At 40.6% G+C, this 15,358-nt stretch carries 16 protein-coding genes and 1 pseudogene; 13 read left to right on the forward strand and 4 right to left on the reverse strand.

Annotation, left to right across the window (positions count from 1 at the left end):
• The first annotated feature begins 166 nt into the window (after window positions 1-166).
• The 11 genes from M1L52_RS05860 to M1L52_RS05905 all read left to right on the forward strand — a co-directional run bounded on the left by M1L52_RS05860 (window position 167) and on the right by M1L52_RS05905 (window position 7,632).
• The gene (locus M1L52_RS05860) at window positions 167-499 is read left to right on the forward strand and encodes a hypothetical protein (protein ID WP_248614003.1); all 333 of its coding nucleotides are present in this window, start codon (window positions 167-169) and stop codon (window positions 497-499) included.
• A gap of 69 nt (window positions 500-568) precedes the next feature.
• Entirely contained in the window at window positions 569-1,090 is a 522-nt protein-coding gene (locus M1L52_RS05865) for a hypothetical protein (protein WP_248614004.1), read from the forward strand.
• Window positions 1,091-1,138: 48 nt separating this feature from the next.
• Window positions 1,139-1,702: a cob(I)yrinic acid a,c-diamide adenosyltransferase gene (locus M1L52_RS05870; RefSeq protein WP_248614005.1), complete on the forward strand. Its 564-nt coding sequence runs from the start codon at window positions 1,139-1,141 to the stop codon at window positions 1,700-1,702.
• 60 nt (window positions 1,703-1,762) lie between these two features.
• Window positions 1,763-1,984, forward strand: coding sequence for a DUF2795 domain-containing protein (locus tag M1L52_RS05875; RefSeq protein ID WP_021852076.1), 222 nt, complete (start codon window positions 1,763-1,765; stop codon window positions 1,982-1,984).
• A 330-nt stretch (window positions 1,985-2,314) separates the two neighbouring features.
• A complete protein-coding gene (locus M1L52_RS05880; protein WP_248614006.1) occupies window positions 2,315-2,857 on the forward strand; it encodes a PP2C family protein-serine/threonine phosphatase in 543 nt (180 codons plus the stop codon).
• Window positions 2,858-2,960: 103 nt separating this feature from the next.
• Entirely contained in the window at window positions 2,961-3,089 is a 129-nt protein-coding gene (locus M1L52_RS16365; RefSeq protein WP_262917943.1) for a hypothetical protein, read from the forward strand.
• A 58-nt stretch (window positions 3,090-3,147) separates the two neighbouring features.
• Window positions 3,148-3,648: an RNA 2'-phosphotransferase gene (locus M1L52_RS05885; protein WP_248614007.1), complete on the forward strand. Its 501-nt coding sequence runs from the start codon at window positions 3,148-3,150 to the stop codon at window positions 3,646-3,648.
• 116 nt (window positions 3,649-3,764) lie between these two features.
• A complete protein-coding gene (locus M1L52_RS05890; RefSeq protein WP_248614008.1) occupies window positions 3,765-3,974 on the forward strand; it encodes a hypothetical protein in 210 nt (69 codons plus the stop codon).
• A gap of 465 nt (window positions 3,975-4,439) precedes the next feature.
• Window positions 4,440-5,450 carry a tryptophan--tRNA ligase gene (trpS, locus tag M1L52_RS05895; RefSeq protein ID WP_248614009.1) on the forward strand — a complete coding sequence of 337 codons (1,011 nt, stop codon included), beginning with the start codon at window positions 4,440-4,442 and terminating at the stop codon, window positions 5,448-5,450.
• Window positions 5,451-5,456: 6 nt separating this feature from the next.
• A complete protein-coding gene (locus M1L52_RS05900; RefSeq protein ID WP_248614010.1) occupies window positions 5,457-6,464 on the forward strand; it encodes a radical SAM protein in 1,008 nt (335 codons plus the stop codon).
• Window positions 6,457-7,632 (forward strand): radical SAM protein, encoded by a 1,176-nt coding sequence (locus M1L52_RS05905; RefSeq protein ID WP_248614011.1) that lies wholly within the window; start codon window positions 6,457-6,459, stop codon window positions 7,630-7,632. The genes M1L52_RS05900 and M1L52_RS05905 overlap by 8 nt, the downstream gene beginning before the upstream one ends.
• 2 nt (window positions 7,633-7,634) lie before the next feature.
• Here the strand turns inward: M1L52_RS05905 and M1L52_RS05910 are convergent, their stop codons facing one another.
• From M1L52_RS05910 to M1L52_RS05925, 4 genes are read right to left on the reverse strand one after another with little or no spacing between them, the layout of a single operon-like run.
• Window positions 7,635-8,321 (reverse strand): SDR family oxidoreductase, encoded by a 687-nt coding sequence (locus tag M1L52_RS05910; protein WP_248614012.1) that lies wholly within the window; start codon window positions 8,319-8,321, stop codon window positions 7,635-7,637.
• Window positions 8,318-9,511: a hypothetical protein gene (locus M1L52_RS05915; protein WP_248614013.1), complete on the reverse strand. Its 1,194-nt coding sequence runs from the start codon at window positions 9,509-9,511 to the stop codon at window positions 8,318-8,320. The genes M1L52_RS05910 and M1L52_RS05915 overlap by 4 nt, the downstream gene beginning before the upstream one ends.
• A gap of 19 nt (window positions 9,512-9,530) precedes the next feature.
• Window positions 9,531-10,439 carry a radical SAM/SPASM domain-containing protein gene (locus M1L52_RS05920; protein WP_248614014.1) on the reverse strand — a complete coding sequence of 303 codons (909 nt, stop codon included), beginning with the start codon at window positions 10,437-10,439 and terminating at the stop codon, window positions 9,531-9,533.
• Window positions 10,436-11,182: a hypothetical protein gene (locus M1L52_RS05925; protein WP_248614015.1), complete on the reverse strand. Its 747-nt coding sequence runs from the start codon at window positions 11,180-11,182 to the stop codon at window positions 10,436-10,438. Before M1L52_RS05925 ends, M1L52_RS05920 begins: the two co-directional genes overlap by 4 nt.
• 227 nt (window positions 11,183-11,409) lie before the next feature.
• Between M1L52_RS05925 and M1L52_RS05930 the strand changes: the two are divergent.
• Together M1L52_RS05930 and M1L52_RS05935 are read left to right on the forward strand one after the other, a co-directional pair.
• Window positions 11,410-12,544, forward strand: a pseudogene (locus M1L52_RS05930) (IS110 family transposase).
• A 1,784-nt stretch (window positions 12,545-14,328) separates the two neighbouring features.
• Window positions 14,329-15,267 (forward strand): hypothetical protein, encoded by a 939-nt coding sequence (locus M1L52_RS05935; RefSeq protein WP_248614016.1) that lies wholly within the window; start codon window positions 14,329-14,331, stop codon window positions 15,265-15,267.
• Window positions 15,268-15,358: the final 91 nt, after the last annotated feature.

Consider the following 15,358-nt stretch of genomic DNA (forward strand, 5'->3'; position numbering starts at 1 on the left):
CGAAAACTATTCATTATTGCAAATTTTACAATCTGTTTTTTATATTTTTACACACCCAGTTGTATGTTTTACACTCGTTTTGTGTCGTTTATACACTAAGAAATTGTAACTTCTTTTACCTTTGCAACAGAAAAATAGAGAGCAACCATAATATCAACCATTATATATGAGTAAATTAATCAACCATTCAAACCTTAATTTTCGACTGCTTTCAGTCTGCATGCTACTGCTATGTGTATGCATGCAGACGAAAGCTTGGGATTCAGAAGCCGATGAATCCGGCAAATTTGACGATTATTATGATCGTCCTACCTATTTCCCTGATTTTGTTCAGCCTACACAGTGGGCAAATGCCGAGTACTATCTTGTTAAAGTTGTGGGCGGCGAAGGTGGTCCTGTGCCAGCAGGTCTTAAGTCTTATATTCCTAACTATCCTATTGGCAATCCGAAATATGCCTATACTCTGTCTGGCTGCCGTGTTTTGTCGAGAGCAGAATAATGTTTTCGGAGACTTTTTATTTGCTATTATTTTTTCGTTTGTCGTTTTTTGTTTATCTTTGCGCTTGCTATGATGAACAGATTGCGCCATGTCTTCGTATGGCTCAGCCGCATAAACTGCTGCAGGGGCTTCGGCATACAGTCGCCTACGGACTATGCCTTCGTTCGTTATGTCATTAACGAGCATTGGCCTTACTATGCCTACGAGACCATGGGACGCGGCGACAGCTGGCTGAAGCGTAAGCTGGGGCGACTCTATTTCCGCATGGCAAACTCGCGTCAGGCAAAGACCGTCATTGACAGGGTAGGAGCATCGGAATATCTGTCTCAGGGATGCCGCCACTCGCTGATGGCCGATGATGCGGAAAAGGTGGAACTTGCCGTCTTGGGTATCAACGATGGCGTGAAGGAGCTTTTCAGCCGTTGTGATGACCAGTCTGTCATAGCTGTGCAAGATATATGGCTTAACAAACCGTTATGGAAAGAACTTGTGGCAGACAATCGTGTCACGATATCTTTCGACCTCTACTATTGCGGCATATTGATGTTTGACCACAACCGAGTGAAACAACATTATAAGATAAACTTTTAACCTGTTGATAATAGTAATTATTTCGAAAACCTAAAATCTATAACATTTATGAAGATATCTAAAGTATATACCCGTACTGGTGACAAGGGAATGACAAGCCTTGTCGGTGGTAAGCGCGTGCTGAAATCGTCTTTGAGGCTCGAAGCCTATGGCACCGTCGATGAGCTTAGTTCGCACCTCGGTCTGCTGGCCGCCATGATTGGTGAAGGTGACGACCATGAGATGATACAGCGCATACAGAACAACCTTTTTGTAGTGGGTACTCATCTTGCTACCGACCAGAGCGAGACGGCTCTCCCTGCTTCAGCTCAGCTGCCAGCGGGCGAAGTGGAGCGTATAGAGCAAGCCATTGACGCCATCAACGCCATTCTCCCTGAACCGCAGGGCTTTATATTGCCTGGCGGCTCTGTGGCAGCTGCTCAGGCACACGTCTGTCGCACAGTCTGTCGTCGTGCTGAGCGTTGCATCATTGCCTTGACGGAAACTGCCGTTGTGGGTGCCGAGATTCAGCAGTATATAAATCGTTTGAGTGATTATCTGTTCGTTTTGGCAAAAAAAATAAACTTTAACAGCGGCATAAGTGAAATAATGTGGCAAAATACTTGTAAATAAAAAATTAATTATTACTTTTGCGCTCCAAAATAACTCAAACCATAATAACACTATTAAACTATGTATTGGACACTTGAATTAGCTTCAAAATTGGAAGATGCTCCTTGGCCTGCTACCAAGGATGAACTCATAGATTATGCGATTCGTTCTGGTGCACCTCTCGAGGTGTTAGAGAACTTGCAGGAGATAGAAGATGAAGGCGATGTTTATGAAAGCATTGAGGACATTTGGCCCGACTATCCTACCAAAGAAGATTTCCTTTTCAACGAGGATGAGTATTGATCATTTAATTCGGCTTAGAAAAGCGTAACCAATTGAAAATAAGCAGCATGGATAAATCACCAAGATTTTCCATGTTGCTTTTTTCGGTCTTTTAAGTCCAAATAAACCGATCAAAAAAGGCATTTTTAGCCTTAAAATGAAAATAAAATGATCAATAATTTGTATCTTTGCAGAAACTTTCTTTTCTGATCATTTTATTTTTTAAAAGTCAAAAAGATATAATATGGTTCTTGGAAAAAAACAAGTATAAAGCCTTTGCTTAACTGCAAGGACTTTTTACTAACTGCTCGTGATATTCTAGTTCCAATTATCAATGCCAATAATGAAATAATGCGTTACAAGGAAGTTGTACCTAAGTACAATCATATGGGATGTGTATTGACTGCAGTCTTGATAGAACTTGACAATAGTATAATCAATGTTGTTCACGTAGGAGATACGCGACTTTATCAATACCATAATGGACAAATACAGAAACTAACTCAAGACCATTCCTATGTTGGTTCTTTAGAGGAAAAGGGAGAATTGACAGAGGAAGAGGCAATGCATCATCCTTATAGAAATTACATCTTCCGCTTTTTAGGAGATACTATCCATACATTTGACGATCAAAAATTTTTGGATACGGCAATCTTCCCTTTGTATTCTGGCTCCCAATTGCTACTTTGCTCGGATGGATTATACGACATGGTCACTTCTGCTGAAATATGTCAGATTATGCAGCAGGCAATTTCCACTGAGCAAAAAGTAAAAATGCTGATTACCAAAGCTAATGAGAATGGAGGTAAAGATAATATAACAACCATCATCATTGAGTTCAATTCGATAGTCCAGAATACTCAATCCAAGAAAGATGAGTCTAAAGAAAATTGATTCTTCAAGGTTGCAAGCTTTGGAGAATTCGTAAATAGTCTATACTTTTGTACCAGAATTAATTTTGAACCGATGACCGACGGTATATCAGGGTCAGAATATTATGGGGACAAAATCAAAAGAAGAACTCTTGAAAGAATATGAAGAGGCAAAACAAAAGGTGGAGAACATCAAAAGTAGTTGGATTAGCGAACAGGTGCAGGATAAGAAATTTAACCATCATAGTTCGTAACTAGGTTCTTGGCAGTCCTGTGAATAATCGCAGTACTGCCATAAAGAAAATGTCAATAATGGGAACATCTAAAAAACTTTCATACCTGCTCAGGCATTCTGATTTGCCAGACGAACAGGGTTGGATTTCTGTTGAAGACTTGGTCAGTAGATTTGGTTATACCGAACAAGGGCTGAAGCAGATTGTCGCCAACGATGCAAAACGTCGCTATGAGTTCTCGGAAGACTTAAAGAGAGTACGTGCGCTCTACGGGCATTCTAACCAAGTCCGTATTCAGTGGGAAGCTGCAGAACCACCAGCAATCCTTTATCACGGAACAGCTAAAAGATTCTTGGATTTTATCTTAAAGGATGGCTTGAAAGAGATTGATAGAAATTATGTACATCTGTCAGAAACCATAGAAGAAGCCGTCCAAGTGGGTAAGCGTCATGGAGAGCCTGTAGTTTTGGCCATTGATACAAAAGTGGCCATTCAAGATGGAGGATGCTTTTATAGAGTTCCCAATGGAGTTTGGCTAACGAAAAGCGTTAAAGTTAAGTGCATGGCTGTAATAAAATAAGTACGTAATGTTAAAATATATCAAAGTTAAGCCTGTTGACACTAATTAGTTTGGCTAAATAAATATTTTATCGTATATTTGCGGTAATTTATATATAGAGTTCTAACCTAAAACCGATGGGCCGATGGGATATAACTGGCAAAAATAATATGAGTTTTTTTGTAGAAGAGCCATTAAACGATGCAGGCATGATAGCAAAATGTGCTTGGTGTGGTGGTCCCGTGGTTGGCAAAGGACAAGGGAGAATTTGGTTAGGAAGTAGACGAACTTATTGTAGCCCAAAATGTCAATATGAGGCAGAACAAGCAGAAAAAGCAGGGAAATAGAGTTGCGTAAACACTATTATTTATGGGAAAAGGACTTGGTCTTTTTCCATTATACAAGTCGGTATTCATACGTTGTCTGTTCATTTTACATCGTAAGGCAATATGAACAATGGCAAAAGTGAAACAATCTATCATAGAAGAATCTGGTTCCATCGATGAAAAGTGTCTTCAAAATTATGTGCATCTGTTAGAAAGTGTTGAAGATTCCATCATCCATCATAGCTGGCAGTTGCCATGGAGACGCTGTAGCATTGACCATTTACACAAAAAGGTCATTCAAAAACGGTGGAAACTTTCTCGAGTTCCCTTAGAATTTGGTTAACTTGGGGAGTTGTGATCTTGTGTTTAAGCGCGAATTGTGTAAAATTATTATAACTTAATAAAAATATTATAGAGGATTTGATCGAAATTTTGTTTTTTGAAAAAAAAAGTAATTTCGCATTATATAATTTTGAATAACAGAAAATGGGTAAAGATATTACAGTAACCGGCGATAGACCAACAGGAAAACTTCACATCGGACATTATGTTGGCTCATTGGTAACAAGACTTGATTTGCAGGAAAAATATGGAAATAACCTTGTTTTCATTGCAGATATGCAAGCGTTAACAGACAATTTTAATGACCCTCTAAAAGTTAGGACGAACACTCTTGAGGTTTGCCTTGACTGGTTAGCTGTTGGTTTAAAGCCTGAACGCAACACTTTCTTCATACAGTCATTGGTGCCAGAACTTACAGAATTTACGGTACTCTATATGAATTTAGTTTCTCTTGGACGGCTTGAGCGCAATCCCACAGTCAAGACAGAGATGAAACAGAAAGGGTTTGGCGTAGATGGCAATCCCGTTCCAATGGGTTTCCTTTGTTACCCTATTAGCCAAGCTGCCGATATTACTGCTTTCAAAGCCAATATTGTGCCCACTGGTGAGGACCAAAACCCAATGATTGAGCAAACCAACGAGATTGTCCGCCGATTCAACAATATTTACAACTGTGATGTTCTCGTTGAGTGCCACACGCTTTTGTCGCACACTCAACGCTTACCAGGCATAGATGGGAGCTCCAAGATGGGCAAGTCGATGAATAACGCTATCTACCTCTGTGAGGAATCAAGCTCTTTGACTGAAAAAATCAATAGGATGTACACCGATCCCAATCATCTGCATGTTAGTGACCCTGGCACAGTTGAAGGGAATATGGTGTTCACCTACCTTGATGCCTTCGACCCCAGCAAAGAAGAGTTGGAAGAACTGAAAGCCCATTATAGAAGGGGGGGATTGGGCGATATGGTGCTTAAGAAACGACTCAACGGCATCATGCAGGACTTCATCCGTCCTATTAGGGAACGCCGTAATGAGTTCGAGAAAGACAAGGGAGAGGTACTCAACATCCTGCTCAAAGGAAGCCAAGTGGCTAGGGAAATCGCAGCAAACACACTCTCCGAAGTTAAGAAAGCTATGTATATGGACTATTGATACACCATGAAAGAAAGAATCGTCCCATGTTTTTTTAGCGTACATTACGACGATGCTTCATATCAAGTATCGTACGAAATTACCAATGTTTGCAACCTTAAGTGCAAGCATTGTTGCAATAAGTCGACCCTTGACGACTTCGTCGGTATGCCTTTGGAGCTCGTAAAGCTCCTCATTGATGACTTGAGCGATATCAACGTCAATAGCATATACATGTCGGGGGGCGAGCCTACACGCTATTCAGGATTTATGGAGATTGTCGACTACATACACATTAAGGGTATTGACCTTGCCTTGGCTACTAACGGCACTGAGATTGAACATGTTATACCTGCATTGCGGACTTTCGGCAGCACACGGGAAGGTGTCTTTATCAGTCTCGATGGTCTAGGATCAATTCATGACAGCTTGCGAGGTGTAGAAGGAGCTTTCGACAAGACGGTTGCCTCCATCCGACGCTTGCTTGCTGAGCAGATTCCTGTTAGAGTCAGCAGTGTGGTTTGGAAAGGCAATGTCAATCAATTGGAAGACATAGTGAAATTCGTAGGAAGCCTAGGCGTTTATAAGTTGCATTTCTCTATGCTTTTCAACACTGGTCGGGCTTCCAACAACGACATCGCCATTTCGCCTAAACAGTATGCTTCGGCGTGTCGAAGGATTCAGGAGCTTTCCGAGAGGTATTCCACCACGGGTTTTTCCATCTCAATGAAACGAAATCATCCTCTGTCTGTAGGCTGCGATTTCTGTCATGGAGCCGAAAAAATTATCCATATCAATAGCAAAGGCTATGTTTTCCCCTGTTCTTGGATTGCTAAAACGGAGTTAGGCAAGTACTATTCCTTTAAATGGGAGCCTGGTAAACTGAAGGAAGGCTTGCAAAGATTGACCTTATTCCAAGAATATGTTAGCCAGCGTATAGAAAAATTTGGCTTCAGCGGTTGCCCAGCCGTTGCATTTGAGCATACAAGAGATTTTGTGGGCGAAGACCCTCTAAATGAATGGCTGAATGTATAGAGAAAACTTGTATTTCGATCCCGCATCACTCGATTTGGTTTGGGTGTCAAAAGAAGGTAAGCCTATTAGGGTAAATAATCATGTTGATATTACATCTTCGCCCGGTTCCATTTTCAAGGTCAACCGTTTTCGGCTGGAGATTTCGTTGCAGTGCGACTTACAATGCGACTATTGTATTGTGTTCATGAACAACATTGACAAAAAGGTAAAGCTGATGGACATGAACACCGCCGACAGGATTGTGAACGAGTTCAACCGCACCGTTGGCAATCAGGGCGACATCGTTATCATTGGTGGCGAGCCTCTGCTCAACTGGGAGGTGGTGAAACATGTGATTAAGAAATGTGAGGGACGCACGATTCTCTTCACCAACGCTTTGAAACTGACAAACGACAAACAGCGTTTCTTGAAGCAGCATGGTACCCGCATCCTTACTTCACTTGACGGTTATAATGAACAACATAACCGCTATAGGTTCCATCGTCCTGAAAGGAGAGAATTTGAGATTACATGCCATAACATTCGTGAAGCCGCAGATGAAGGTTGCGACCTAGGTATAGCTTGCCTCGTGTCCGACCTTAATGTGGCCTATCTCAACGGCATTGCAGACTTCTTCCTAGATGAGTTACATTGCAGGTCGTATAGTTTCGCCTATTCCCACCATTTGCTGGACACATCCCATGTAGGTAACTATTCTTTCCAGGACTATGTAGACGCTATATGCAAGCTTTTTGACTATTCAAAACAACGAGGCTTCTATATTGATCAGATTGGTCGCATCCTGCGCGGACTCTTATTGAAGCAAAAATGTCTTGTGGGGTGCAAAGCTGGTAGTAGCCAACGTACTTTCTATCCCGATGGCACCGAAACCATTTGCACAAAACTCGACCTTATCGGCAAGACTGATATGGAGCAAATCAAAAGTATTTTCCCAGTCTACAACGCCCGTTGCAAGAATTGTGTCGCTTATCAGTTGTGTGGTGGAGGTTGTCTTTGGGATGCCTTGCAGAGCCCCAACTTCTATCAAGCTGATGACAAGTTGTGTGTCTCAAAGCAAGCCTTTGTCAATCACTTGCTGCACGACATTGCCACTGAACTGAGGGGCGTCGTTAGTGGCGAACAAGTTCAGACCATTATTCACGAGAAATACGATAGCTTGATGTGTTGAAGCTATAGGCTGAACACCTTACCTGTGGTCTTGCATTGGTCTGAGATTAGGAAGCAAATCAAGTCGGTCACCTGGAATGGCTTCAATATGTTGTCGCCTTCTGTTTCATAGATTTTTTTGATGACCTTATCGGGAAACAGCGAAGTAAGGAAATTTGTCTTTACTGCTCCAGGAGCAATCGCATTCACTCTGATGCCATCGCCATAAAACTCGTCGGCTGCTATTTGAGTCAACATATTGATGCCTACTTTGCTTACTCCATAGGCGCAAAATCCTTGTTGGCCTTTCAGTGACTGGTCTGATGACAGACTGACCACAGCTGCACCGTGAGAGGCTTTGAGCAACGGGAAAGTGTGACGTAGCATCATGAAAACGCTTGTCAGGTTGTTACTGAGTATCTGGTTCCAATCAATTGTTTCCATGTCTTTGATATAGCGTTTTCCATTCACGGTGAGTACACCCGCCACATTTATGAGATAATCAATATGGTCAGTTTCTTCACGGATGGCATTGAGAGTCTGGATTATGTCGTTTTCGCAACTCACATCGCAAATGAATTGATGGAAGTTGGCGCTTGGGTAAGGTTTTAGATCGAGGCCAAAGACTCGAATTCCCATATCACTTAAACGTGTTGCTACATCAAGACCAATTCCCGATGCTGCACCTGTCACAATTGCATATTTTTTCATTTACTGTAGATATTATCGTGTATGTCAATATTAGGGTCTGCTGAGGCATCCCAAATTTGCTTTATGCCGATGAAAAACTCGGTGTATTCCGCTTTTTGTTTCCGCCAAAACTCGTCGCGACCTGTGGTAATATATTCTTCGTATGCTGCTCTACAAGCAATTTTGGTCTGGGGATTCCAATCAGAAGCTAAGTTCATCATGTCGAGGATAACATGCTCGTTGCGGCTGCCGCAGTTCATGATCTTGTTTCGGATAGTGTCTTCGCTGTCGCCAATGTTGATGGACGATTCGGGGATGCTCTTCGACATCTTTACATAGGGAAATAAACCTTCAATCAATCTGCCAAACAGCGAGCATATCTGAGGATTGTCTGACACGAAAGCCGATAGCCCTTTATCGCTTTCTTTCATCCTTTCGATAACGAGCCGTGCTATGGTTGTGAAATAGAATTCCTCGATTCCAGACATGACCAGCACCATTTTCTTCTTGTCCCTTAGAATGGGCATTAATATATCGGCCACGCAGATAACATAATGTACCAATGTGGAAAAGTCCTTGCCTTGAAGGTTAAGGTTATTGTATAGCTTCGTAGTGGCTTCCATGTTGTCAATAAAATCCGAGAGCGACAATACACTAGAGGACATGGCGAAAGTACGGTAGAGGTCGAGCGAATTTTGGCTGCGCAAAGAACCTTTCGTTTCATCGAAGCCAAGTGCTTTTATGAAACGTAGGAATTTTTGGGTTGTATTGATAATGTTTTGTACCTTAGCTTCCCTAAAATTTATGAACCCCAAGTCGGCAATGACGGCATGGACGGTGATATTGGTACGTCGTTGTATGTCGAGCATCCTGAAAATCATCGAAAGGGTGCCTGCCGTCGGGGCATTGGAGGGACCGAATCCGGTTACCAAAGCTATCTCCTCTTCCTTGTAGTCCTTCAGCCAATTGGCATTGTAATGGCAGAGAAAATATTGCGAGAGACTATCTTCCTCATCATATCCACGGAGTTTTACTTGGTTATCGGGAAATAGATGGAAAGCGTTGCGGTGAATATCGTCTAGGATGCCTGCCTGTGTTTGTTGGAGGTCGTTGAAGATTTTAGTGATGAGTTCCTTGGTTGCTTCATATGTACTATGGTTACTTTCCGCGATGAACATTAGCTCTTCATCGGTTGGAAATGCTGTAAGCAAATGTTTAAAAATGGTGTTTTCAGACATGTTTTGTCGGATATATTCTAACAAATGTGTTAATCTCTTTGTCTATATCTGGATGCTCGTAAACCCAATCGCAACAATCTTTGCATGCGCCCTTAAAATGGAGGCTGTTGTGTTCGGCACGTATGCGTTGGTATGTCTCGCTATTCCATACTTCAAGAATAGAATAGTCATAATCTCGGAGGTTACATAAAATATTCCTTGTAGCCAAGTCGAAATAGCAGGTGGTGACACTACAGTCGCTAAGAATGATTATGTCATTGAAGACCCATTTGCAAGGCAACCTTTTCGAAACAATCGGTTTCTTCATATCAGGATTATATCTCGATTGGTTTATCCTGTCGGAGAATCGGTGAATGGCAACTTCCACTCCCAAATTGTTGTAGTGTTTAACAAATGCTTCAATTTTGGATACTCCTTGTCCGTAGTTTAGCCCCATCACTTGTATTTTCGTGTGGCTACCTAAAGCCTGATGTGCTAAAATGAGATTGTCCACATGAGCTCTCACAGTTTCATACTTGTCAGAGCCACGAAGTTGCTTGTACATTTCAGCATCATCAGTTATGACAGAGACCACAAGACCCTCTAACGGAGAATGGAGAAGCATATCTATTTTTTGAGGTGTAAGAAGGACTCCGTTTGTAGAAAGCCTTGTACGTACATGGTAAGTCTCAAACATGTCAAGCGCTATATCAAGTTGCGGATATAATAAGGGATCTCCTCGATAATGGAGCCATATAGATTGACCTTCAAATACCTCCTTGTTTTTCGAAAGTATGGTCTCGAGTAATTCAAGGCTGAGATGTTCGCGTTTCCATGTCTTTTCTACGCAGATTGGACAATTGAGGTTGCAATACGAAGTCAGCTCTAGGTTTTTAATATAAGGTATAATGGGGGTAGTCATAAGCTTGATATTATTGCTTCAATGTCAATATTAATGGGGTTGAATTTGTAGAATGGCGAAATGAGTGGCATGTCGGAAACAACCGAAATCGTTTTTAGTGACATTTTGGGCAGTTGTTCCTTCAGGAAAAAAGACTCCATATCAACGAAGTCAACGCCAACTTTTTCCAGCTGTTTATAGAAATTATCGGTTTGAACTAAGCCATCAACCTGACAGACACAAAGGCCTGTGTTGCAATTTTGATTGAGTACTGTTTTTTGCATGGGATCATTGCTGTTTGTTACAAATTGAGGGACAACAATAGTTGCTACAGGATAGTTTGGATTAAGGGAACCGCACAATCCTAATAATGTCACATCGGTGGCAATATTGGCTATTAGTTTAAGTACATCAATAATAACATTGCCAGGTGTAAGGAGTGTCATTACAAAAGATCCGCCTTTCAGATGGATATAAACCGAGTGGTAAAATCCCCAATAGTCTTGTTTTACGCTCCCTGCTGCAATTAGGGCATCGAATAAAGGCTTAATGTTAGTGACAATGAAGCTGCTTGCACCAATGCTATTAGCATCAAATCCCAAGATCGTCTCAGACATTTTTTTCCTTTTCTCCTGTTTGTTATGGCAATGGTTATGTCTTTGGGAAGCTGAGACCGAATTCATATTTGAATCGATTGAAGTTTGTTGCCTCTGAAATAGAATTCTTTGTGAGCTGATGCCCGTGGACTGTGATATTTTTTCCATTTTTCAAATAACTCTAAATATATTTCTATTGTTTAATACGCTACAAATGTATATAAAAATCTCGAATTATAAGCCAGTCAAGATAAAAAACTGAAATAAATTCTCTCGAATCGGGTGAAAATCAAGGCACACATGCAATTCTTTGTCCTAATTGAGTGCTCGAAGCACAATTATTCTTATCTTTGAAGAGGTATTATTATTGTTTAATCCTCAAATTGTACCGGCTTATGAGAATCGTATGTGGCCTTAACGTGCACAAAGATAGTGTATATCTTTGTATTTTGAGCAGCACGGGCGAGATTGTTGAGAAAGTTTTTGGTGTATTAACATTCCAACTGGCGAAAATGCGTGATGCTCAAACATCACGTTCAGGAGGTTGGTATGGAGAGCACAAGTGTCTATTGGATTCCTATTTGGAGAGTCCTTGAGCCTCATTTCAAGTTGAAACTTGTTAATCCCTACTTTATTAAACAGCTGCCTGGTCATAAGAGTGACGTTAAAGATGCTCAATGGATTGCAGAGTGCATGCTCAAAGATTTGGTTCGGGGTAGCTATGTGCCGCCTGAGCGTATCCAGCAACTTAGGCAGTATGATCGCCGTATTTACGACCTTGATGACGAGATAAACCGCAAGCTTTCCAAATTGGATGCAGTCATGCAGCGGTGTAACATCCGACTTAGTAATTATGTATCGAACACTGACAGCAAGAGCTATAAAGAAGTCGTTGCTCGTATATCTGAGGGCATAACCGACCCCAAGGTACTTGTGGAGGAAATCCACGGGCGTATCATTAATAGTCATGGGCGGAAGACAATCATTGCAGCTCTGACAGGCGTCATCACACAAGCGGACTCCGATATGATGAGACAGATTCGTGAAGAAATTGACGTTGCCGAAAAGCATAAGCAGGAATGCATGGACAAAATGCAAGAGATATGTGAGCAGGAATACACAGATCAATTAAGGAACCTACAGACAATACCTGGAGTCAAACTTAGGGCTGCCACATCGTTGATTGCGGAAATCGGCACGGATATGAGCATATTTGAGATAGCAAACCATCTCGCCTCGTGGAGCGGCTTGAAACCGAGAAATGACGAGTCAAACAAAGTCGTCAAGTCTAAACGAATCACACATGGGAACAGATATCTCAGAAGAACTATTGTTGAATGCTCATGGGCAGCAAGTCGGACTAAAGGCTGTTTCTTCAGCCGTTTCTCCTATCATCAGACACAAGTCAGAAAGAAAGGAAAGATGAAAGTGCAGATTGCTATTGCAAGAAAACTGCTTGTCTGCGCATGGCATATTCTTAGTAAAAATGTCATCTATCAAGACTTTTCTGAATGTAATGTTGCAAAATAGATATTGACACGAATACCAGCTATGGCAAGGCTATTACCTTTGTGGTGGCGCTAAGACCCCGTCTACAAATTAACCAACGGCATGGCTGGCGATGGAACCCAGCCTGAGTAGAACTCGCAGAGGAAAGTATCACTTTGATACACAGGTCAGATAACGGCTTGTGGCGTAATCTCGTGTGTTCTTATTGACAATATCCCTGATTTTAGTTACTCTGGCGAGATAATTTATTTCGGTTTTATAGAGGAAAGGTACTAATTTTTCTCTAAAATCTGCATTCTCCTATAGATTTTTCCAAATTTGCTGCTGTGAATCGCTTTGACTCGCTTTGAGGGCTTTGACTGTGCACCACTGATGGAGTGATTCACGATGCTCAAGTGAGACCTCTCGTCATTGTAGGAGGCTATGATGTAGGGCTATTCCATTATGGGCAAAGAAATGATTTAAGAGTTGTTGAATTTCAGTTAAATTGATTGCTTGTGTTAATAATTTTTCGTACCTTTATAGCTTTAATTCAATTACATGAATTTAGCTATATCAAAGAGAAAATACACCGTAAAACTCACATAAAAGGAGCGTAAGAAACTCAAGTCTAACATTTCCAAAGGCAAAAGTGCATTATAATCCATAAAACATGCTTATTTTTAATGCGTCTCAATATTAACGCCAATGTAAACTGTGCCATCATTGAGTTGTACGAGTGTAAATGATAACGTAAAAGTATAAAAAATTATTGCTGTCCGATAAAAAATAAATACCAATGAGTCAGAAATTTAGAATCCCCATCGTGGGGCTTGAATCTATCAAATTTGGCTCTAAAATGCTGATTTTCGAGCTTAAATTCTTGTATTTGAGACATAAAATGCTTCGAAGAGGAGATTTTGCGTCTATAACGTTGAATTGGCACATAGGGGGCTTACTTTTTAAATTTTGCCTGTCCAGGTACTGATTATCAGTTACTTATAAGCCGATTTCAGCGTTTTTTCAGTTTTTATCGGACAGCAATAAAAAAAATATTCAAAACCATTTCTTTATTTTATTGATTAATGTTTCGGTAGTTTAACAAATGCCTAAATAACACCTCTTCTGATGTCCTGGCTCTGCGAGCCTTCGTGCTGAAGTCAGAGTTTTGTGCTTAAGAGCTTGCTCTTGCACAAACCCTGGCATCACCAATCGTTGCTTCGCAACTCAAGACATCACAAGAGGCAAAAACACCGTACCGCTTCGCTTTCCTGTTGTTCGTCATTCTTCATGTCCTAATCATCCAAGACCACGCTCAAATCCTATAGGAATAGATATGGTGTCGCTCCAAGAAGACGTACAAGCAATAGCTGGCGATGAGCCATACTCGTTCTCACTATATTCATATACCAACAATTTTCAAATTGAGTATAAAAGCCTATTGATTTTGATTTGGATGAAGAAAATGGAGGTACGAATAAGCTATACTATCAATAAGCAGGAATATACCGCTATTTACGGAATGATTGATGTTGAGAAAGTGAAGAAAGTTTTAAGAGTAAAAACATACAAGGGTATAGAGAGTTCTTTATGTCGTTATTGTAATAAAACTCCCAAAGAACAATTAGACCTTTTCTGGCTTGTACGTTGGCTTGATAATCATGGGATAAAGTATGTTTGTGCTGAAGACTGTTCTATAATCGTATAGCATCTTTCAAGGTTGCAAATCTTGTACGAACTAAAAAATTTTCGTTCCTTTGCACAAGTTTTAATGATTAAGCCACTATAAGGCATAAGAAAATAACTCAAACAAAAGCAAGGAGAATATGAAAATAGGATTTGTCACGCCAAATTTTCCATTCGAAAAACGAGTAGCAATATTGCCCCAACAGGTATTAGAAAGCCCTAATGATATTATTATAGAACGTGGATTTGGTACAACGATGGATATTTCTGATGAAGAATACGAAGCAGCTGGTGCAACTCTTATGAGCAGGAATGAAATTTTTTCAAAGTGCGATATCATATTCTCTTTGAAACTCATACAACCATGCGACTATGATAAAATTCGAGAAGGACAGATTATTGCAGGTTGGACTCATCCGACTGGCTCTGGACGAGAATTTATGAAAAATATAGCAGAGCCAAAAGGATTGGTGATGATAGATTTAGATAATATTTATCCATCTGTATATTATAATGGAAAGGCATATAAGATTCCATTTATCCGTCCGAACTTTATTCGTGATAATAGCGTTTATGCTGGCAGGGCTGCAGTTACGCATGCACTGATGAGTTATGGTTTGTACCCAAACGCTAATACTCGAGTCGCCATACTGTCTTCAGGAAATGTAGCGCAAGGTGCTTTTGAAATGATAGCGAAATGGGGTGCAGATATAAGAATGTTCTACCGCAAGACTATGTCAGAGTTCTATGAGAGCATCGATGATTACGATATTATTATTAATGGTATTGAAGTAGATGAACCAAATCAACATATTCTGACAACATCCCATTTGATGCAGGTAAAACCAGGATGCCTCATCATTGATGCTGCAGCTGATGCTGGTGGGGCCATAGAAGGTTCTTACTATGTGACTCAAAATGAACCATTGTATAAGTTAGGCAATGCTATTATCTATTGTGTTAATAATGCACCTTCTCTCTTCTATCGCACAGTAAGTAAGTCAATCAGTGAAGACTTTGCAAAGGTTTTCTACAATAAAGATATTGACCCTTTCTTGGATTTGATAGAACAATGTTAAGAAAAAATAGGCATTTCAAGGTAGAAATTAAAAAATTAGTTCATAAATTAAAAAAATCATCTATCTTTGCACCAGAAACTTTTAAATATTA

The organism is Prevotella sp. E13-27, from assembly GCF_023217965.1.
In the GTDB taxonomy this organism is placed as follows: domain Bacteria; phylum Bacteroidota; class Bacteroidia; order Bacteroidales; family Bacteroidaceae; genus Prevotella.